Source organism: Klebsiella sp. K4 (assembly GCF_014596785.2).
Classification (GTDB): Bacteria; Pseudomonadota; Gammaproteobacteria; order Enterobacterales; family Enterobacteriaceae; genus Klebsiella; species Klebsiella pneumoniae.
Window position 1 is genome coordinate 295629 of the sequence record NZ_CP115021.1, and the last position, 18240, is coordinate 313868.

19 protein-coding genes are annotated in these 18240 nt (G+C 60.7%); 12 read left to right on the forward strand and 7 right to left on the reverse strand.

Annotation, left to right across the window (positions count from 1 at the left end):
* Genes arnC through arnF form a run of 6 tightly spaced genes read left to right on the forward strand, consistent with a single transcriptional unit; the run spans nucleotide 1 to nucleotide 6235 of the window.
* Nucleotides 1–984: an undecaprenyl-phosphate 4-deoxy-4-formamido-L-arabinose transferase gene (gene arnC, locus IB144_RS01375; protein ID WP_002921035.1), complete on the forward strand. Its 984-nt coding sequence runs from the start codon at nucleotides 1–3 to the stop codon at nucleotides 982–984.
* Nucleotides 981–2966: a bifunctional UDP-4-amino-4-deoxy-L-arabinose formyltransferase/UDP-glucuronic acid oxidase ArnA gene (gene arnA / locus IB144_RS01380; RefSeq protein WP_002921032.1), complete on the forward strand. Its 1986-nt coding sequence runs from the start codon at nucleotides 981–983 to the stop codon at nucleotides 2964–2966. Before arnC ends, arnA begins: the two co-directional genes overlap by 4 nt.
* Complete coding sequence (gene arnD / locus IB144_RS01385) at nucleotides 2963–3865, forward strand: 4-deoxy-4-formamido-L-arabinose-phosphoundecaprenol deformylase (protein WP_009308746.1); 903 nt, start codon at nucleotides 2963–2965, stop codon at nucleotides 3863–3865. The genes arnA and arnD overlap by 4 nt, the downstream gene beginning before the upstream one ends.
* On the forward strand, nucleotides 3865–5520 hold the full coding sequence (gene arnT, locus IB144_RS01390) for a lipid IV(A) 4-amino-4-deoxy-L-arabinosyltransferase (RefSeq protein ID WP_004211560.1): 1656 nt from the start codon (nucleotides 3865–3867) through the stop codon (nucleotides 5518–5520). The genes arnD and arnT overlap by 1 nt, the downstream gene beginning before the upstream one ends.
* Nucleotides 5517–5855 (forward strand): 4-amino-4-deoxy-L-arabinose-phosphoundecaprenol flippase subunit ArnE, encoded by a 339-nt coding sequence (gene arnE, locus IB144_RS01395; RefSeq protein ID WP_002920864.1) that lies wholly within the window; start codon nucleotides 5517–5519, stop codon nucleotides 5853–5855. Before arnT ends, arnE begins: the two co-directional genes overlap by 4 nt.
* Nucleotides 5855–6235, forward strand: coding sequence for a 4-amino-4-deoxy-L-arabinose-phosphoundecaprenol flippase subunit ArnF (gene arnF, locus IB144_RS01400; protein WP_002920863.1), 381 nt, complete (start codon nucleotides 5855–5857; stop codon nucleotides 6233–6235). Before arnE ends, arnF begins: the two co-directional genes overlap by 1 nt.
* On the opposite strand, the gene IB144_RS01405 is transcribed toward arnF, so the two are convergent.
* Nucleotides 6232–7281 carry an AI-2E family transporter gene (locus IB144_RS01405; protein WP_032437355.1) on the reverse strand — a complete coding sequence of 350 codons (1050 nt, stop codon included), beginning with the start codon at nucleotides 7279–7281 and terminating at the stop codon, nucleotides 6232–6234. The two genes, arnF and IB144_RS01405, sit on opposite strands and share 4 nt — an antisense overlap.
* 133 nt (nucleotides 7282–7414) lie before the next feature.
* Between IB144_RS01405 and IB144_RS01410 the strand changes: the two genes are divergently transcribed.
* Nucleotides 7415–8635, forward strand: a complete 1221-nt coding sequence (locus IB144_RS01410; protein WP_004173981.1) for an MFS transporter — start codon at nucleotides 7415–7417, stop codon at nucleotides 8633–8635.
* Here the strand turns inward: IB144_RS01410 and IB144_RS01415 are convergent, their stop codons facing one another.
* Nucleotides 8636–9193 (reverse strand): DcrB family lipoprotein, encoded by a 558-nt coding sequence (locus tag IB144_RS01415; RefSeq protein WP_002920861.1) that lies wholly within the window; start codon nucleotides 9191–9193, stop codon nucleotides 8636–8638. It lies immediately after the preceding gene.
* A 73-nt stretch (nucleotides 9194–9266) separates the two neighbouring features.
* Complete coding sequence (locus tag IB144_RS01420; RefSeq protein ID WP_002920860.1) at nucleotides 9267–9932, reverse strand: 7-cyano-7-deazaguanine/7-aminomethyl-7-deazaguanine transporter; 666 nt, start codon at nucleotides 9930–9932, stop codon at nucleotides 9267–9269.
* A 206-nt stretch (nucleotides 9933–10138) separates the two neighbouring features.
* Here IB144_RS01420 and tusA point away from each other — a divergent pair, with 206 nt between their 5' ends.
* A complete protein-coding gene (gene tusA / locus IB144_RS01425; protein ID WP_002920858.1) occupies nucleotides 10139–10384 on the forward strand; it encodes a sulfurtransferase TusA in 246 nt (81 codons plus the stop codon).
* A gap of 103 nt (nucleotides 10385–10487) precedes the next feature.
* On the opposite strand, the gene zntA is transcribed toward tusA, so the two are convergent.
* Complete coding sequence (gene zntA / locus IB144_RS01430; protein ID WP_065888707.1) at nucleotides 10488–12698, reverse strand: Zn(II)/Cd(II)/Pb(II) translocating P-type ATPase ZntA; 2211 nt, start codon at nucleotides 12696–12698, stop codon at nucleotides 10488–10490.
* A gap of 78 nt (nucleotides 12699–12776) precedes the next feature.
* Entirely contained in the window at nucleotides 12777–13403 is a 627-nt protein-coding gene (locus IB144_RS01435) for a lysoplasmalogenase (protein ID WP_004173987.1), read from the reverse strand.
* Between the two features lie 150 nt (nucleotides 13404–13553).
* Between IB144_RS01435 and IB144_RS01440 the strand changes: the two genes are divergently transcribed.
* On the forward strand, nucleotides 13554–13904 hold the full coding sequence (locus tag IB144_RS01440) for a DUF2500 domain-containing protein (protein WP_004173989.1): 351 nt from the start codon (nucleotides 13554–13556) through the stop codon (nucleotides 13902–13904).
* 13 nt (nucleotides 13905–13917) lie between these two features.
* On the opposite strand, the gene IB144_RS01445 is transcribed toward IB144_RS01440, so the two are convergent.
* Nucleotides 13918–14193 (reverse strand): DUF1145 family protein, encoded by a 276-nt coding sequence (locus tag IB144_RS01445; protein ID WP_002920822.1) that lies wholly within the window; start codon nucleotides 14191–14193, stop codon nucleotides 13918–13920.
* Complete coding sequence (gene rsmD, locus IB144_RS01450; protein WP_002920820.1) at nucleotides 14183–14779, reverse strand: 16S rRNA (guanine(966)-N(2))-methyltransferase; 597 nt, start codon at nucleotides 14777–14779, stop codon at nucleotides 14183–14185. Before rsmD ends, IB144_RS01445 begins: the two co-directional genes overlap by 11 nt.
* A 182-nt stretch (nucleotides 14780–14961) precedes the next feature.
* On the opposite strand from rsmD, the gene ftsY reads away from it, so the two are divergent.
* The 3 genes from ftsY to ftsX are packed head-to-tail and all read left to right on the forward strand — an operon-like array spanning nucleotide 14962 to nucleotide 18204.
* The gene (gene ftsY / locus IB144_RS01455) at nucleotides 14962–16485 is read left to right on the forward strand and encodes a signal recognition particle-docking protein FtsY (protein WP_048334496.1); all 1524 of its coding nucleotides are present in this window, start codon (nucleotides 14962–14964) and stop codon (nucleotides 16483–16485) included.
* A 2-nt stretch (nucleotides 16486–16487) separates the two neighbouring features.
* Nucleotides 16488–17156 carry a cell division ATP-binding protein FtsE gene (gene ftsE, locus IB144_RS01460; RefSeq protein WP_002920817.1) on the forward strand — a complete coding sequence of 223 codons (669 nt, stop codon included), beginning with the start codon at nucleotides 16488–16490 and terminating at the stop codon, nucleotides 17154–17156.
* A complete protein-coding gene (ftsX, locus tag IB144_RS01465; RefSeq protein WP_049116351.1) occupies nucleotides 17149–18204 on the forward strand; it encodes a permease-like cell division protein FtsX in 1056 nt (351 codons plus the stop codon). The genes ftsE and ftsX overlap by 8 nt, the downstream gene beginning before the upstream one ends.
* The last annotated feature ends 36 nt before the right edge of the window (nucleotides 18205–18240 follow it).

Below are 18240 nucleotides of genomic sequence, written 5' to 3' on the forward strand. Positions count from 1 at the left end.
ATGCTTACTTACCCTCCCGTGAAGAAGGTCTCGGTGGTTATCCCGGTTTATAACGAACAGGATAGCCTGCCGGAACTGCTTCGTCGTACGGATGCCGCCTGCGCCACCCTGGGGCGGCAATATGAAATTCTGTTGATCGACGATGGCAGCAGCGACGATTCCGCGCGCATGCTCACCGAAGCCGCCGAGGCGGAAGGCAGCCACGTCGTCGCCGTGCTGTTAAACCGTAACTACGGCCAGCACTCGGCGATCATGGCCGGCTTCAGCCATGTAACCGGCGATCTGATTATTACCCTCGACGCCGACCTGCAAAACCCGCCGGAGGAGATCCCGCGGCTGGTGGCGAAGGCTGATGAAGGTTACGACGTGGTGGGCACCGTCCGCCAGAACCGTCAGGACAGCATCTTCCGTAAAACCGCGTCGAAGATGATCAACCGCCTGATCCAGCGCACCACCGGCAAAGCGATGGGCGACTACGGCTGCATGCTGCGCGCTTACCGCCGCCATATCATCGACGCCATGCTCAACTGCCATGAGCGCAGCACCTTTATCCCGATCCTGGCGAATACCTTCGCCCGGCGCGCGGTGGAGATCCCGGTGATGCACGCCGAGCGCGAATTCGGCGACTCCAAATACAGCTTTATGCGCCTGATCAACCTGATGTACGACCTGGTGACCTGTCTGACCACCACGCCGCTGCGTCTGCTCAGCATTTTCGGCAGCGTGATTGCCCTGCTGGGCTTCGCCTTCGGCCTGCTGCTGGTGGTGCTGCGCCTGGCCTTCGGCCCACAGTGGGCGGCGGAAGGGGTGTTTATGCTCTTCGCCGTGCTGTTCATGTTCATCGGCGCCCAGTTTGTCGGTATGGGCCTGCTCGGGGAGTATATCGGCCGCATCTATAACGACGTGCGCGCCCGCCCCCGCTACTTTATTCAACGTGTTGTTCGCCAGCCGGAAACGGCATCTAAAGAGGAAGATCGTTCATGAAAGCCGTAGTCTTCGCTTATCACGATATGGGCTGCACCGGTATCCAGTCCCTGCTGGACGCCGGGTATGATATCGCTGCTATTTTCACCCACCCGGATAACCCTGGCGAAAACCATTTCTTTGGCTCCGTGGCGCGCCTTGCCGCCGAGCAGGGTATTCCGGTGTGGGCGCCGGAAGACGTGAACCATCCGCTGTGGATTGAGCGTATCCGCGAGATGAAGCCGGACGTGCTGTTCTCCTTCTACTATCGCAACCTGCTGGGCGATGAGATCCTCAATCTGGCGCCGAAAGGGGCGTTCAACCTGCACGGTTCGCTGCTGCCAAAATATCGCGGCCGCGCGCCGCTGAACTGGGTGCTGGTCAATGGCGAAAGCGAAACCGGCGTCACCCTGCACCGGATGGTGAACCGCGCAGACGCTGGCGATATCGTCGCCCAGCAGGCCGTGGCGATTGGCGCGGATGACGCCGCCCTGACGTTGCATCGTAAGCTGTGCGCTGCCGCCACTGAGCTGCTGAGCCGGGCGCTGCCGGCGATCCTCGCCGGCACCACCGATGAGCGTCCGCAGGATCACAGCCAGGCAACCTATGTGGGGCGTCGTACCCCGGAAGATGGCCGGCTGGACTGGGAGCTGCCGGCGCAGACCCTGCACAATCTGGTGCGTGCGGTCTCGGATCCGTGGCCGGGCGCCTTCGGCTACGCCGGAGCGAACAAGTTTATCGTCTGGAAATCCCGCGTTCGCCACGATTTGCCAGCAGCTAAACCGGGCACCGTGCTCTCCATTGCGCCGCTGATCGTCGCGTGCCAGGACGGGGCGCTGGAGATTGTCACCGGCCAGACCGAACGCGGCGTGTACATGCAGGGCGCTCAGCTGGCGCAGGCGCTGGGCCTGGTGTCCGGGGCGGTGATCAGCAGCAAACCGGTGGTGGCGATTAAGCGTCGCACCCGGGTGCTGATCCTCGGCGTCAACGGCTTTATCGGTAACCACCTGACCGAGCGCCTGCTGCAGGACGACAACTATGAGATTTACGGTCTGGATATCGGCTCCGACGCCATCAGCCGTTTTCTCGACTGTCCGCGTTTCCACTTTGTGGAAGGCGATATCAGTATTCACTCTGAGTGGATCGAGTATCACATTAAGAAATGCGACGTGGTGCTGCCGCTGGTGGCCATCGCCACGCCTATCGAATACACCCGCAACCCGCTGCGCGTGTTCGAGCTGGATTTCGAAGAGAACCTGAAAATCATCCGCGACTGCGTGAAATACAATAAGCGCATTATCTTCCCGTCGACCTCGGAAGTGTACGGCATGTGCACCGACAAAAACTTCGACGAAGATAGCTCCAACCTGGTGGTGGGGCCGATCAACAAACAGCGCTGGATCTACTCGGTCTCCAAGCAGCTGCTGGATCGCGTGATCTGGGCCTATGGCGATAAGAATGGCCTCAAGTTCACCCTGTTCCGTCCGTTCAACTGGATGGGGCCGCGTCTGGATAACCTTAATGCCGCGCGTATCGGTAGCTCCCGCGCCATCACTCAGCTGATCCTCAACCTGGTGGAAGGGTCGCCGATCAAGCTTATCGAAGGCGGCAAGCAGAAGCGCTGCTTCACCGACATCAGCGACGGTATCGAAGCGCTGTTCCGCATCATCGAGAACAAAGACGGCCGCTGCGACGGGCAGATCATTAACATCGGCAACCCGGATAACGAAGCGAGTATCAAAGAGCTGGCCGAAATGCTGCTCGCCTGCTTCGAACGTCATCCGCTGCGCGATCGCTTCCCGCCGTTCGCCGGCTTCCGTGAAGTGGAAAGCAGCGATTACTACGGAAAGGGCTACCAGGACGTTGAGCATCGTAAGCCGAGCATCCGCAACGCCAAACGCTGCCTGAACTGGGAGCCGAAGGTGGAGATGGAAGAAACGGTCGAACACACGCTGGACTTCTTCCTGCGCACGGTTGAACTGGTGGACGATAAAAATCCATGAAACAGGTCGGCTTACGCATAGATGTCGATACCTTTCGCGGCACGCGGGACGGCGTTCCGCGGCTGCTGGAGCTGCTGGGCCGGCATGGGATCCAGGCAAGCTTCTTCTTCAGCGTCGGGCCGGACAATATGGGGCGCCACCTGTGGCGCCTGGTAAAACCGAAGTTTCTGTGGAAGATGCTGCGTTCCAGAGCCGCCTCGCTGTACGGCTGGGATATTCTGCTGGCCGGCACCGCCTGGCCGGGGCGCCGCATCGGCGCAGGGAACGAAGCGGTGATCCGCGCCGCCGCCGAATCTCATGAAGTCGGCCTGCACGCCTGGGACCACTACAGCTGGCAGGCGTGGAGCGGCGTCTGGCCGCAGGAACGGCTGGCGCTGGAGGTTGAGCGCGGCCTGCTGGAGCTCGAGCGCATCATCGGCCGGCCGGTGACCTGCTCGGCCGTCGCCGGCTGGCGCGCCGATCAGCGGGTGGTTAAAGCCAAAGAATCCTTCGATTTTCTCTACAACAGCGACTGTCGCGGCACGCGGCCGTTTCTGCCCCAGCTCGGCAGCGGCGTCTCTGGTACCGTGCAGATCCCGGTCACGTTGCCGACCTGGGACGAGGCGGTGGGCACGGCGGTGGATATCGCCGGCTTTAACCGCTACCTGCTGGACTGCATCCATCGCGATGCGGGCGTGCCGGTCTATACCATTCACGCTGAAGTGGAAGGCATTGCCTACGCCGATCAGTTCAATGAACTACTGACCATGGCGGCGGAAGAAGAAATTCAGTTTTGCCCACTGAGCCAGCTGCTGCCCGCTGACTTTAGCGAGCTGCCCTCAGGCAAAGTGGTTCGTGGTGAACTGGCTGGCCGGGAAGGCTGGCTCGGACGTGAACAATTACTGACTTCGGGTATTTGATGAAAAGCATTCGCTATGGCGTCTCTCTGATTGCGCTGTTTGCGCTGTATTATCTGCTGCCGCTCAATTTCCGTTTGCTTTGGCAACCCGACGAAACCCGCTACGCGGAGATCAGCCGTGAAATGCTGGCCACCGGCGACTGGGTGGTACCGCATTTTCTCGGCCTGCGCTACTTCGAAAAACCGATTGCCGGTTACTGGATCAACAGTATCGGTCAGTGGCTGTTTGGCCATAATAACTTCGGCGTACGCTTCGGGTCGGTCTTCGCCATCACCATGACCGCCCTGCTGGTGGCCTGGCTGGCGTGGCGGATCTTTCGTGATAAGCGGGTAGCTATCCTGTCGCCGATTATCTTCCTCACCGCGATGCTGGTGTATGCGATTGGCACCTATGCGGTGCTGGACCCTATGATCACCCTGTGGCTGGCGCTGGCGATGTGCAGCTTCTGGGGCGCGGCGCAGGCGCACAGCCGCAGCGGCAAAATACTGGGCTACGTGCTGCTGGGCGTCGCCTGCGGGATGGGGGTGATGACCAAGGGCTTCCTGGCGCTGGCGGTGCCGGTGGTGGGCGTTCTGCCGTGGGTGATCGCCCGTAAACGCTGGCGTGAAGTGCTGACCTACGGCTGGCTGGCGGTAATCGTCTGTACGCTGGTGGTGCTGCCCTGGGGGCTGGCTATCGCTCAGCGCGAGCCGGACTTCTGGCGCTACTTCTTCTGGGTCGAGCATATTCAGCGTTTTGCTGAAAAAGACGCCCAGCACAAAGCGCCGTTCTGGTACTACATCCCGTTCCTGATCGCCGGCAGTCTGCCGTGGCTGGCCCTGCTGCCGGGGGCGCTAAAGCGCGGCTGGCTTGAGCGCGATGAGGCCCGCGGCGCGCTGTATCTGCTGGGTTGGGTGGCGATGCCGTTCCTGTTCTTCAGTATCGCCAAAGGCAAACTGCCGACCTATATCCTGCCGTGCTTTGCGCCGCTGTCGATTCTGATGGCCCGCTACGCGCTGGAGGCCGCAAAGACCGGCGCAAAAGCGCTGCGCATCAACGGGATGATCAACCTGGGCGTTGGCCTGCTGGGGCTGATCGCCGTGCTGGTGGTCTCGCCGTGGGGCTTCATGCATAGGCCGGTGTGGACCAAGATTGAGCTGTATAAATGTCTGCTGGCGGCGATCGCTTTTGCCGTCTGGGCGCTGATGGGCTGGCTGGCGATGAAAGACTCTGGCCGCCGCTGGAGCCTCGCCGCGCTCTGTCCGCTCGGCCTGGCGCTGCTGGTGGGCTTCGCCATCCCGGACCGGGTTATCGACAGCAAACAGCCGCAGTTCCTCGTGGATATCGTCAGCGAATCCCTGCAGCCCAGCCGTTACGTCCTGACCAACAACGTTGGGATCGCCGGCGGCCTGGCCTGGGAGCTGAAGCGAAGCGATATTATTATGTTCGACAAACAGGGTGAGCTGAAGTACGGTCTCGACTGGCCGGATGCTCAGGGAAGCTTTGTCAGCCAGGCCGGTTTTGCCGACTGGCTGGCCGCGCATCGTCAGCAGGGGCCGGTCTCGCTGGTGCTGTTGATGGATAAAGGAGAGAGTATGCTCGACTTACCGTTACCGAAACCGGATAACGCCTACGAGCTGGGCCGGGTCGTTTTCCTTCAGTACCTGCCGCAATGAGCGTCTGGATCTGTCTGGTGTGCGCCAGCCTGCTGAGCTGCGCCGGACAGCTCTGCCAGAAACAGGCGACCCGCCCGTCCCGTCGCGGACGGCGGAGTCGCCATATACTCTTCTGGTTGGGGATGGCGCTGTTATGTCTGGGCTGCGGCATGCTGCTGTGGCTGAGCGTCCTGCAGTCTATTCCGGTCAGCATCGCCTATCCGATGCTGAGTCTGAATTTCGTCTGGGTTACCCTCGCGGGCTGGGGCATCTGGCATGAGCCGGTCGCCCGTCGCCACTGGCTTGGCGTCGGGTTGATCGTCGTGGGCATTGTCATTCTGGGGACCAGCGTCTGATGGGCTTTTTCTGGGCATTACTCAGCGTCGGCCTCGTCAGCGCCGCGCAGTTGCTGCTGCGCAGCGCCATGGTGGCCTTGCCGCCGCTGACCGATATTGTGGCATTTCTCCAGCATCTGCTGCATTTCCAGCCCGGGACTTTCGGCCTGTTTTTCGGCCTGCTGGGCTACCTGCTGTCGATGGTCTGCTGGTACTTTGCCCTCCATCGCCTGCCGCTGTCGAAAGCGTATGCGCTACTGAGCCTGAGCTATATCCTCGTATGGGCCGCCGCCATCTGGCTGCCCGGCTGGCATGAGCCGTTCTACTGGCAATCGCTGCTGGGCGTGGCGATCATCGTCGCCGGCGTATTGACCATCTTCTGGCCGGTGAAACGCCGCTAGCCGGGGAGCCGGTTTTTGGGACGGCCCGGGCCGAGCAGGATCGCCAGCTTGCTGCCCCCGACGGTGGTTTCCATCCAGATTTTACAGACGCTGGTTAACGGCACCGAGAGCAGCATTCCCACCGGCCCCAGCAGCCAGCCCCAGACCAACAACGACAGGAACACCACCAGGGTCGACATCCCCAGCCGGTGGCCCATCATGCGCGGCTCCACCATGTTGCCCAGCACCATATGCACCACCAGAAACAGCGCCCCTACCAACAGGCACTCATAGATGCCGCTGAACAGCAGCGCCTGCAGCATGGGGGGGATAGCGGAGATGGCGGAGCCAATGTTCGGCACATAGTTCAGCAAAAACGCCAGCACCCCCCACATCAGGGCGAACTGTACCCCCATCGCCAGCAGCCCCAGCCAGACAATCAGCCCGGTCCACAGGCTAATCAGCGTCTTCAGCGCCAGATAATGGGTGACGCCTTTCAGCGCCCGGTGCAATCCGGCGATATGCAGGCGCGGGTTATTGAGGGCAAAACGCAGTTTGTAGGGCAGGTGGCGAACCTCAAACAGCATAAAGATCACCGTCATCACCAGCAGCACGATGCTGGCCATCGCCCCGGAAAGCTGGGTCATCAGCGTCGTGGCCCAGGTCATCAGCCGTTCTGAATCCATGCGCCGCAGCATCCGCTCCGGATTGATATGCAGATTAAGGAAGGGGAGATACTCCTGGAGCTGGAGGATCTTGCGCGTCAGGGCGCGGTTGAAATCGGGCAGCATGGCGACAAAGTCATTGAGCGACGCCGCCAGCACGCCGAGCAGCGCGGTGAGCATCACCAGCATCGCCGTCACCACCAGGGTAATGGCGAACGGACGCCGCACCCCGCGGCGAATGAACCAGGTGACCAGCGGGTTGAGAACAATAGCGAAAAACAGCGCCAGCAGCAGCTGCACCAGGATATCGGCGGCGGCGTGGATCCCGGCGAGGATAATCACCAGCGCCGCCAGCTTAAGTAAAATATGAAGCCCGGCTTTATCAGCCTGCGGAGGGGACATAGGTATTCCTTTTATGAGTCGCGCCAGATAAGTGTAGCGGTTCGCCGACTGCCAATATTCCGAAAGGAGGGCTGCTTTTCCGCCGACAGCGTGGTAATAGTGAAAGCTGGTTGTCGAAATCTGGTGGAACCTGATGCCCGAACCCGTCGCCGAACCGGCGCTTAATGGACTGCGCCTCAATCTGCGGATTGTCTCTGTCGTTATCTTTAACTTTGCCAGCTACCTCACCATCGGCCTGCCGCTGGCGGTGCTGCCCGGCTATGTTCATGATGTCATGGGCTTTAGCGCTTTCTGGGCCGGGCTGGTGATTAGCCTGCAATATTTCGCCACGCTGCTCAGCCGCCCGCATGCCGGGCGCTATGCCGACCTGCTGGGGCCCAAAAAGATTGTCGTCTTCGGCCTCGGTGGCTGCTTTTTGAGCGGTTTAAGCTATCTGCTGGCCGCCTGGGGCAGCGGCTGGCCACTGATTAGCCTACTGCTGCTATGCCTCGGACGGGTGATCCTTGGTATCGGCCAGAGCTTCGCCGGCACAGGCTCGACGCTGTGGGGCGTCGGCGTGGTCGGTTCGCTGCATATCGGGCGGGTGATCTCGTGGAACGGGATTGTGACCTATGGGGCGATGGCGATGGGCGCGCCGCTCGGCGTGCTGTGCTATTCGCACATTGGCCTCAGCGGTCTGGCCGGGGTCATTATGGCGGTAGCGCTGGTGGCTATCCTCTGCGCGCTGCCCCGCGCGGCGGTGAAGGCTGCCAAAGGCAAAGCGATGTCGTTTCGCGCGGTGCTCGGCCGCGTCTGGCCCTACGGCATGGCGCTGGCGTTGGCCTCCGCCGGCTTTGGGGTGATCGCCACCTTTATCACGCTATTTTATGACGCCAAAGGTTGGGACGGCGCGGCTTTCGCGCTGACATTATTCAGCTGCGCGTTCGTTGGCGCGCGGCTGCTGTTTCCCAACGCCATTAACCGACTCGGCGGGCTGAACGTGGCGATGCTCTGCTTTAGCGTGGAGGCTATCGGCCTGCTGCTGGTCGGCTTTGCCGATACGCCGATGATGGCGAAAATCGGTACTTTCCTTACCGGGGCTGGCTTTTCGCTGGTCTTTCCGGCGCTGGGCGTGGTGGCGGTGAAAGCGGTGCCGCAGCACAATCAGGGGTCGGCGCTGGCGACCTATACCGTGTTTATGGATTTGTCGTTGGGCGTCAGCGGGCCGCTGGCCGGATTGCTGATGGCGTGGACCGGGATCTCGATGATTTATCTCGCCGCGGCGGGGCTGGTGATGGCGGCGCTGCTGTTGGGCTGGCGGCTAAAAAAACGGCCCCCGGTTAGCGAACCGGAGGCCAGCGCACCAGGCCAGTAATTACTGGATGGTGAGGGTGTTGATGATGCTTTCCGCTTCGGTCTGCGCCTGCTGCTGGTTATCCGCCGGCAGGGTGACCTGCAGGGTCAGCAGCTTGTCATCCACTTTGCCGAGGATCACGGAAGACCAGGCGGTCTGCCCCTTGGCGGAGATGATGCTGTCCAGCTGCTGCAGGGTATGGCCTTTAATCTCCAGCGGTTTATTGCTCACCACCTGCAGCTGCGGGTCGCGGCTGCGCTGCTGATCTTCCAGGCGTTTCGCCAGCACCGCCAGATCTTCATTGGTGCTGTCGCCGACGATGACGATGACCGCTTTCTGGCCGGTAGCGTCAGAGTAGACGTGCATATTGTTCGCCTGGGTACCCAGTTTGCCGCTCTGGTCGGCCATGCCCGCAGGCAGGGTGAAGCTCAGCTTGCCATCCAGCAGGCTGATTGCCTGGCCGCTGGCATTGCTCTCCGCTGCTGCGCCAACGGTTGGCGCTTTTGAATCGCTGTTATCGCAGGCGGCAAGCCCCATCACCAGCAGGCCAATACCGACATATTTAACCAAATTGCGCATTGACATCTTCCTTTCGATAAACGGCCACTAATGGCTCATCCGGCTATCTTAACACATCAGCCCGCGAGTACCTTTAACTCGGCTGTAATGCCGACAAATCAGATTTATCCGCCAGTCTTTTCAACAGCATATTTAACAGCACGCCGTACATCGGCAGGAAGAAAATGATGCTGATAAGCACTTTAAAGCTGTAGTCGACGAGGGCGATTTCCCCCCAGTGGGCGGCCATAAACGGGTCCGGGCTGCGCCAGAAAGCGATAAAGAAAAACGCCACGGTATCGCTGATGTTGCCGAACAGCGTCGAGGCGGTAGGGGCCAACCACCAGCGGCGGCTCTGCCGCAGGCGGTTAAAGACGTGAACGTCGAGGATCTGCCCCAGCGCATAGGCCATAAAGCTGGCGACGGCGATGCGCGCGACGAAGAGATTAAAGGTGCCCAGCGCGGCAAAGCCCTGCCATTCGCCCATGTAGAACAGCGCGGAGATGCCGTAAGAGATGGCCAGCGCCGGGACCATCACCGCGAAAATGATGCGTCGCGCCAGCGGGGCGCCAAAAATTCGCACCGTCAGGTCGGTGGCGAGGAAAATAAACGGAAAACTAAACGCGCCCCAGGTGGTATGGAAACCAAAGATGGAGATCGGCAGCTGAACCAGATAGTTGCTGGAGGTGATGACCAGCAAATGAAATAGCGAAAGCCAGACGAGCGCTTTTTTGCGCTGTACGGTAGTAAACGGATTCATATTGTGACCTTTTTATGCCCGTCATGCTTCAGGTGAATGAGCAATCGGCAGCGGAACGTTGGGGTGAGGGAACCCAATTAAAAACGGCTGCATGATACTGCGTTGCCGGCGTAATGCAATGGTTGTTTTTCGCGCAAACGTTAACCTGGCTTGCGTACTGGCGAGCAGGGGGTAAACTAGGGCCGTTTTATTGACGTGAGACTAAAATGAGCGAACTTTTCTCCACTCCTGACCACACCCTGGATGCCCTGGGACTCCGCTGCCCGGAGCCGGTCATGATGGTGCGTAAAACCGTGCGGACGATGCCGGTGGGCGAGACGCTGCTGATTATTGCTGACGATCCGGCCACCACCCGCGATATCCCGGGATTCTGCCGCTTTATGGAGCATGAGCTGGTGGCCCAGGAAACCGAAGCCCTGCCGTACCGCTACCTGATCCGCAAAAGCCACTGAGCCTCTCCCGGATGGCGGCGCGTAGCGCCTTATCCGGGCTACCCGACGGTCTGGAACCGTAGCCCTGCTAAGCGTAGCGCGAGCAGGGAAGCCGGTATCGATGCTACAACTTCTTACGCAATAACCGCAGCGCGTTAGCCGTTACCAGCACGGTGGCGCCGGTATCCGCCAGCACCGCCAGCCACAGACCGGTCAGGCCGAGCAGGGTGGTGACGAGGAAAATCCCCTTCAGCCCTAAGGCAATCGCGATGTTCTGGCGGATATTGGCGTGGGTGGCGCGCGCCAGGGAAATCATCTGCGCCAGGCCGGTCAGACGGTTATGGGTCAGCGCGGCGTCGGCCGTCTCCAGCGCCACGTCGGTTCCGCTGCCCATGGCGATGCCGATGGTGGCCGCTTTCATCGCCGGCGCGTCGTTGATACCGTCGCCGACCATCGCCAGCGGCGCGTCGGCATTCAGCGCTATCACCGCGTTGACCTTGTCCGCCGGTAGCAGACCGGCGCGGAATTCCAGCCCCAGTTCGCTGGCGATGGCCGCCGCGGCGCGCGGGTTATCCCCGGTAAGGATCACCCCCTGAACGCCCAACTGATGCAAAGCATCCACCGCCTGACGCGCGTCGTCGCGCAGGGTATCGCGCAGCGCCAGAATGCCGAGCAGCGTCTCGCCGCGCATCACCAGCACTACCGTTTGCCCGGCGCTTTCCAGCTGCTGGATCTGCGCCTCATGCTCTGCCGGGGCGGCTTTGCTGGCGGCGCAGATCAGGATGCGGCTGCCGTTGACTTCGGCTTCGATACCAGAGCCCGCCAGCGCCCGCTGGCCGCTGGCAAGCGGAATGCTCAGCTGACGCCGCTGCGCTTCACGGACGATAGCCTGCGCCAGCGGGTGGCTGGAGCCTTGCTCCACCACCGCCGCCAGCGCCAGCAGCGCGTTGTCGTCAACTTCGGCCGTGGCAATAACCGAAGTCACCTGCGGCTGGCCGACGGTCAGGGTGCCGGTTTTATCGAACGCCACCTGGCGCACCTGGCCCAGCTGCTCCAGCGCCGCGCCGCCTTTGATTAGCGCCCCGCGGCGGGCGGCGACCGCCAGGCCGGAGGTGATGGCCGCCGGCGTGGAGATGACCAGCGCGCACGGACAGCCGATCAGCAGCAGCGTCAGCCCTTTATAAATCCACGGTAGCCAGGCGCTGGCGAAGAACAGCGGCGGGACAATGGCGACCAACAAGGCCACCACCATAATGGCCGGGGTGTAGATCCGGCTGAAGCGGTCGATGAAGCGCTCGATTGGCGCCCGACGCTCCTCAGCCTCTTCAATCAGCTTCAGGATGCGGTCGATGGCGCTGTCGCCCGGTTCGGATATCACGGTAAGCTGCACCAGGCGGTCGACGCTGGTGGCGCCCGCCGCTACCCGTTCCCCGGCCTGACGTTCCACCGGCACCGACTCGCCGGTCAGAGCGCTTTCATCAAAGCTGGCAAACGGCGACAGCAGCTGGCCATCCGCCGGCAGACGCCCGCCGGCAGCCACTTCAATCACATCTCCGGGACGCAGGTCGCGCTGGGCGACGGTTTCCCGCACGCCGTTGCGCAGACGGATGGCGGTGTCGGGCTTCAGCGCCATCAGCGCGCTCACCCCCTGCCGTGCGCGGCTGGCGGCCCAGCCTTCGAGACGCTCGCCGATCAGGAACAGCAGCAGGACCATCGCCGCCTCCGCGGTGGCGCCGATAAACAGCGCCCCGATGGCGGCGACGCTCATCAGCGTTTCAATGGCGAACCAGCTCCCGCTCTTGATCAGGCGCAGCGCCTGGCGGGCAACCGGCCACAGGCCAACCAGGGTGGTGGCAATAAAGGCCAACTGACCGGCAGGGTGGTTGGCCTGCTCCAGCCCCCAGCTCAAGGCCATCATGATAACCAGCGTCAGTAACGGCAGATTGTCGCGCAGCAGCGACCCTCGGGTTTGCTCTGCTGCGGGAGCATCGGCATCGCGCAGCGTATACCCCGCCTGGCGGACCGCGTTCTCAACCTGAGCGCGGACATCGCCCTCGGCGTTAACCAGCAGCTTTTCTGTGGCGAACAGCACCTGGACCTGACTGACCCCGGGCACCTGACGGACCGCGGTTTCCACCTTGCGGGCGCAAGCGGCGCAGTCCATGCCATCAACTTGCCAGCTATAGCGGGCGTCGCTAAGCGCTTCGGCGGCAGGGGCGGACTCTGTGGCGCAGGCGTGATCTGTACAGCAGCTCTCCGCCGGGGCGGTTGCTGGCCGCATGGTGAAAGACGAGAATTGTGGAACTTTTTTATCCTGCGCGTCTGGAGTCGACATGGCACCCTCCGGGAAATGATAATTTTCTCATTAGCCGTAGGATACACTCTGGAGTCGACTCCAGAGTCAAGGACTAAATTACAGGTACAGCGCGCGCACGATCAGGAAGTGGCCGGCAAAGTAGAACGCGGCGGCGATGGCGTTATCGGCGCGGAAGCGGCGACGATAGTGGCTCACCAGCCACACGGCATTGCTCAGCAGCAGCAGGGCTGCGCCGGCGAAACCGGACAGCGCGGTGTTGGTGGGGCGGGCAAACCACAGCTCACCGGCCAGCCAGACCATTACCAGCGTCATTCCGATAAAGGTCAGCACCGGCATTTTCATCTCTTCCAGCCGACTCCAGATCACCGCCATTAGCAGGGCGCCGAATACCAGCAGCACCAGCGGCAGCGGCCAGAAGAACGACAGCGTCAGCTGGCTGGCGAACCAGATGGTATACAGCAGATGTGACAGGAAGAAAGCGCCCACCGCGTACATCACCCGCTGGCGCGGCAGCAGGGTCAGGGCGTCGCCGAGTAGCGAGGCGCACAGGCCAGCCAGCACCAGATAGCTGATGGCATTGAACATCGGCGCCTGCCAGGCCAGTAACAGCAACAGAATCAGGGTGACAGGTTTAAAAACCCAGCGTCGCCATGCCGGCCCACGATAGGATGCATCGACATAAAGCCATGCGGAGAAACAGACAGCAATAAATGACCAAAGCATAGTAAGTCCCTGTATCTGTTATCATAAAGAAAGTTACGGATGCGTGATGCTACTACTCAGTGTAGTGGTTTGGCGTAGCAGATGACAATGTTATTCCCGACGCAGTATGCTGATTCCTGATATTTTTTATGGGTAACCCTAATGAGTAAAATGCCCCTCTTTTTTGTTCTGGTCGTCGCGGTGATTGTGGTGGCGGCTTCGTTTCGCTATGTCCAGCAGCGCCGTGAGAAACAGGCGAATGACGCCGCGCCGTTGCTACAAAAGCGGGTTATCGTCAGCAATAAACGGGAAAAAGTGATTAACGATCGGCGCTCGCGGCAGCAGACGGTGACGCCTGCAGGCAGTGAGATGCGCTATGAAGCGAGCTTTCGCCCCGAAAACGGTGGGCTGGAGGTGGTGTTTCGCCTTGACGCGCCGCAATATCACGCGCTGAGCGTCGGCGATCGCGGAATGTTGAGTTATAAGGGCACAGCGTTCGTGGCGTTTACGCCCGATCCCTGAGCCCTTTTCAGGACTATTTTTTCAGCGTCGCCTTCAGTTTTTTCTGCCAGGCCACGAGCTCAAACACGCCGAAAATAAAAATGCGGATTTGCTCAAAGCGGCTCAGCGGCGGCGCCTCTTTCGGCTGCGTCGCCTTGAGCAGCGTCAGCTGCAGACCGTGCATCAGGATCATGAAAATCAGCGCGACGTTGACAAAGATATTCAGCGGCTTCGGGAAGGGCTGAAACAGATTCAATAACAGAAAGGCCCAGACGCACAGCATCAGCAGGCGGCCTAAATTAATCAGCATGGTGCTCTCCTTGGGCCTCACGTTGGTAAAGACGGTAGGCGACCTGTCCGGCCACTTTTTCACGATACAATTGCCAGTTAGCCGGCACCGGCGGTAAGCCGTTTTCGACTTCGCTTTCGACGTACACCAGGGCCTCATCGGCCAGCCAGCCTTGTGTCTCCAGCAGACGTAGCGTCTCCTCCAGCAGCCCCTGACGGAACGGCGGGTCGACGAACACGATCTGGTGCGGGGTCCCCGGCTGGCTCAGGAAGCTGAGGGTGTTGGTGGTGATCACCTTGCCGCGATCCGCTTTCAGGGTGGCGAGATTTTTTTGCAGCTGCTGGGCTACGCCGCGCTCCATCTCCAGCAGCGTGGTGCTGGCCGCATAGCGGGACAGCGCTTCCAGCCCCAGCGCGCCGCTGCCGGCAAAGCAATCGAGGCAGTGCGCGTCAACAATGGACGGCGCCAGCCAGTTAAAAAGGGTTTCGCGAACCCGGTCGGTGGTCGGCCGCAGGCCCGGGCTCTCCGGCACCGGTAATTTACGGCCGCGCCATTGCCCGCCGATGATGCGGATCTGACCGCTGCCCGCGTGGTTTGGTTTTTTCATCTCTCTGCTCAAGTCTCAACTTCCAGCCTGCTATTCTAGCGATCGACGGCGGTTGACGAAACCTTAATCCGGGGGCGGTGCTGCGAGTTAAGTTAAGTGATAGACTATCCAACTAATTTCATCATTTTTTCAGCTTCTGATGAAGCTGCGCCATGAATAAACAGCGAGGAGTGTGGTCGCAAATGGCAAAAGAGAAAAAACGTGGCTTCTTTTCCTGGCTGGGCTTTGGACAGAAAGAACAGGCACAGGAAACCGAGACTGAGCAAAAAGTAGAAGAACAGCAAGCGGTTGCCGAAGAGATACCGGCGGTTGAACCCCCTGCTGAGCCGAGCGCGCCGAAAGCAGACCCGGAGGCGTTTGCCGAAGACGTCGTCGAAGTGACCGAGACGGTGGTCGAAAGCGAAAAAGCGCACCTCGCGGAGCCTGCCAGCGCGCAGGAAGAAGAGTGGGTGGAAACGCCTGCTCTGACCGAAGAAACGCCTGTTGTTGAACCGGAGCCCGCGGTCAGCGAACCGCCTGAACAGCCTGCGGTGGTTGAGCCGCTGGCGGAAGAGGTTATCGCCGAACCGGTGGTGGCGGAAGCCGTAGCAGAGCAGCCTGTGGAAGGCATCGATGTCCAGCCGCAGGAGACAGAAGCGCCCGAAGAGGACGCGCCGTTAAGCGATGAAGAGCTGGAAGCGCAGGCGCTGGCGGCCGAAGCGGCAGAAGAGGCGGCGGTAGTGGTGCCGGCGCCCGAGGACGAGGCGCCGCTTGAAGCGCTGGCTCAGGAGCAGGAAAAACCGACAAAAGAAGGTTTCTTCGCCCGCCTCAAACGTAGCCTGCTGAAAACGAAGCAAAATCTCGGTTCCGGATTTATCAGCCTGTTCCGCGGTAAGAAGATCGACGATGATCTGTTTGAAGAGCTGGAAGAACAGCTGCTGATCGCCGACGTCGGGGTGGAAACCACCCGCAAGATCATTACCAACCTGACGGAAGGCGCCAGCCGTAAGCAGCTGCGCGATGCGGAAGCGCTGTACGGCCTGCTGAAAGAAGAGATGGGCGAGATTCTCGCCAAAGTAGACGAGCCGCTGAACGTTGAAGGCAAAACGCCATTTGTTATTCTGATGGTCGGCGTGAACGGTGTGGGGAAAACCACTACCATCGGCAAGCTGGCGCGTCAGTTTGAACAGCAGGGTAAGTCGGTGATGCTGGCGGCGGGGGATACCTTCCGTGCGGCGGCGGTGGAACAGCTGCAGGTCTGGGGCCAGCGTAATAATATCCCGGTGATCGCCCAGCACACCGGCGCCGACTCCGCCTCGGTGATTTTCGACGCCATTCAGGCGGCGAAGGCGCGCCATGTTGACGTACTGATTGCCGATACCGCCGGGCGTTTGCAGAATAAATCGCACCTGATGGAAGAGCTGAAGAAGATTGTCCGGGTAATGAAAAAGCTGGACGTCGACGCGCCGCACGAGGTGATGTTAACCATTGACGCCAGCACCGGGCAGAATGCTATTAGCCAGGCCAAACTGTTCCATGAGGCGGTAGGTTTGACCGGGATCACCCTGACCAAGCTGGACGGTACCGCCAAAGGCGGCGTGATCTTCTCGGTGGCCGATCAGTTCGGCATTCCGATTCGCTATATTGGCGTCGGCGAGCGTATTGAGGATCTGCGTCCGTTTAATGCGGGCGACTTTATTGAGGCACTTTTTGCCCGAGAGGATTAAGAATGATTCGCTTTGAACAAGTCAGCAAAGCCTATCTCGGTGGGAGACAAGCGCTGCAGGGGGTGACCTTCCACCTGCAGCCGGGCGAGATGGCGTTTCTGACCGGCCATTCCGGCGCAGGGAAGAGTACCCTGCTGAAGCTTATCTGTGGTATCGAACGGCCCAGCGCCGGGAAAATCTTCTTCAGCGGTCATGAAATCAGCCGTCTGAAGAGCCGTGAGGTGCCGTTCCTGCGCCGCCAGATCGGTATGATTTTCCAGGACCACCATTTGCTGATGGATCGTACCGTGTATGACAACGTGGCGATCCCGCTGATTATCGCCGGCGCCAGCGGCGATGATATTCGTCGTCGCGTCTCGGCGGCGCTGGACAAGGTTGGCCTGCTGGACAAAGCGAAGAATTTTCCCATTCAGCTCTCCGGCGGTGAGCAGCAGCGCGTGGGAATCGCTCGCGCGGTGGTCAACAAGCCGGCGGTGCTGCTGGCGGATGAACCGACCGGCAACCTCGACGAGGCGCTCTCGGAGGGGATTTTACGTCTGTTTGAAGAGTTTAACCGCGTCGGGGTGACGGTACTGATGGCCACGCACGATCTGGGGCTTATCTCCAGTCGTCCGTACCGCGTGCTGACGCTTAGCGACGGCCATCTGCATGGAGGCATTCGGGGTGAATAAGCGCGACGCAATGAACCAGATTCGCCAGTTCGGCAGCAAGTTTGATCGCCTGCGCAACGCCGCGGGCGGCGGCGGTGGCGGGCGCAATGCGCCAAAACGGCCGAAAGCGGCGCCTAACCCGGCCTCGCGTAAGAGCAACGTATTCAACGAGCAGGTGCGCTATGCCTGGCACGGCGCGCTGCAGGATCTAAAAAGCACGCCGCTGGCGACCTTCCTGACGGTCATGGTCATCGCCATTTCGTTGACCCTGCCAAGCGTCTGCTACATGGTCTACAAAAACGTCAGCAGCGCGGCGTCCCAGTATTATCCCTCGCCGCAGATCACCGTTTATCTGGAAAAAACGCTGGATGACGATGCCGCGGCGCGGGTGGTGGGCCAGCTGCAGACGGAGCAGGGCGTCGACAAGGTAAACTATTTGTCCCGTGACGAGGCGCTGGGGGAGTTCCGTAACTGGTCTGGCTTTGGCGGCGCCCTGGATATGCTGGAGGAGAACCCGCTGCCGGCGGTCGCCATCGTGGTGCCGAAGCTGGATTTCCAGAGCACCGAGGCGCTGAATACCCTGCGCGATCGGGTATCGCGGATCCAGGGCGTCGATGAAGTGCGGATGGACGACAGTTGGTTTGCCCGTCTCTCCTCGCTCACCGGGCTGGTAGGACGCGTGTCGGCGATGATCGGCGTGCTGATGGTGGCGGCGGTGTTCCTGGTGATCGGCAACAGCGTGCGCCTGAGCATCTTCGCCCGCCGCGATACCATTAACGTTCAGAAGCTTATCGGCGCCACCGACGGCTTTATCCTGCGTCCGTTCCTCTACGGCGGAGCGATGCTGGGCTTTTCCGGCGCGTTTTTATCGCTGATCCTGTCGGAGATTCTGGTAATGCGCCTCTCGTCGGCGGTGACCGAAGTGGCGAAAGTCTTCGGCACCCAGTTTGAGCTGAGCGGCTTAGGCTTCGACGAGTGTCTGTTGATGTTGATCGTCTGCTCGATGATCGGGTGGGTAGCCGCCTGGCTGGCGACAGTGCAACATTTACGTCACTTTACTCCCGATTAATAAAAGCGTGATATAATCTTTCCCTGCTGCAATGAG

What these genes read in the sequence shown, in the direction of transcription:
- rsmD (WP_002920820.1), bottom strand. Translation starts at nt 14,779, where the DNA reads ATGAAAAAACCAAACCACGCGGGCAGCGGTCAGATCCGCATCATCGGC.
- ftsY (WP_048334496.1), top strand. Translation starts at nt 14,962, where the DNA reads ATGGCAAAAGAGAAAAAACGTGGCTTCTTTTCCTGGCTGGGCTTTGGA.
- ftsE (WP_002920817.1), top strand. Translation starts at nt 16,488, where the DNA reads ATGATTCGCTTTGAACAAGTCAGCAAAGCCTATCTCGGTGGGAGACAA.
- arnT (WP_004211560.1), top strand. Translation starts at nt 3,865, where the DNA reads ATGAAAAGCATTCGCTATGGCGTCTCTCTGATTGCGCTGTTTGCGCTG.
- arnE (WP_002920864.1), top strand. Translation starts at nt 5,517, where the DNA reads ATGAGCGTCTGGATCTGTCTGGTGTGCGCCAGCCTGCTGAGCTGCGCC.
- zntA (WP_065888707.1), bottom strand. Translation starts at nt 12,698, where the DNA reads ATGTCGACTCCAGACGCGCAGGATAAAAAAGTTCCACAATTCTCGTCT.
- arnF (WP_002920863.1), top strand. Translation starts at nt 5,855, where the DNA reads ATGGGCTTTTTCTGGGCATTACTCAGCGTCGGCCTCGTCAGCGCCGCG.
- IB144_RS01435 (WP_004173987.1), bottom strand. Translation starts at nt 13,403, where the DNA reads ATGCTTTGGTCATTTATTGCTGTCTGTTTCTCCGCATGGCTTTATGTC.
- IB144_RS01410 (WP_004173981.1), top strand. Translation starts at nt 7,415, where the DNA reads ATGCCCGAACCCGTCGCCGAACCGGCGCTTAATGGACTGCGCCTCAAT.
- IB144_RS01440 (WP_004173989.1), top strand. Translation starts at nt 13,554, where the DNA reads ATGCCCCTCTTTTTTGTTCTGGTCGTCGCGGTGATTGTGGTGGCGGCT.
- arnA (WP_002921032.1), top strand. Translation starts at nt 981, where the DNA reads ATGAAAGCCGTAGTCTTCGCTTATCACGATATGGGCTGCACCGGTATC.
- tusA (WP_002920858.1), top strand. Translation starts at nt 10,139, where the DNA reads ATGAGCGAACTTTTCTCCACTCCTGACCACACCCTGGATGCCCTGGGA.
- IB144_RS01405 (WP_032437355.1), bottom strand. Translation starts at nt 7,281, where the DNA reads ATGTCCCCTCCGCAGGCTGATAAAGCCGGGCTTCATATTTTACTTAAG.
- IB144_RS01420 (WP_002920860.1), bottom strand. Translation starts at nt 9,932, where the DNA reads ATGAATCCGTTTACTACCGTACAGCGCAAAAAAGCGCTCGTCTGGCTT.
- arnC (WP_002921035.1), top strand. Translation starts at nt 1, where the DNA reads ATGCTTACTTACCCTCCCGTGAAGAAGGTCTCGGTGGTTATCCCGGTT.
- IB144_RS01445 (WP_002920822.1), bottom strand. Translation starts at nt 14,193, where the DNA reads ATGCTGATTAATTTAGGCCGCCTGCTGATGCTGTGCGTCTGGGCCTTT.
- arnD (WP_009308746.1), top strand. Translation starts at nt 2,963, where the DNA reads ATGAAACAGGTCGGCTTACGCATAGATGTCGATACCTTTCGCGGCACG.
- IB144_RS01415 (WP_002920861.1), bottom strand. Translation starts at nt 9,193, where the DNA reads ATGCGCAATTTGGTTAAATATGTCGGTATTGGCCTGCTGGTGATGGGG.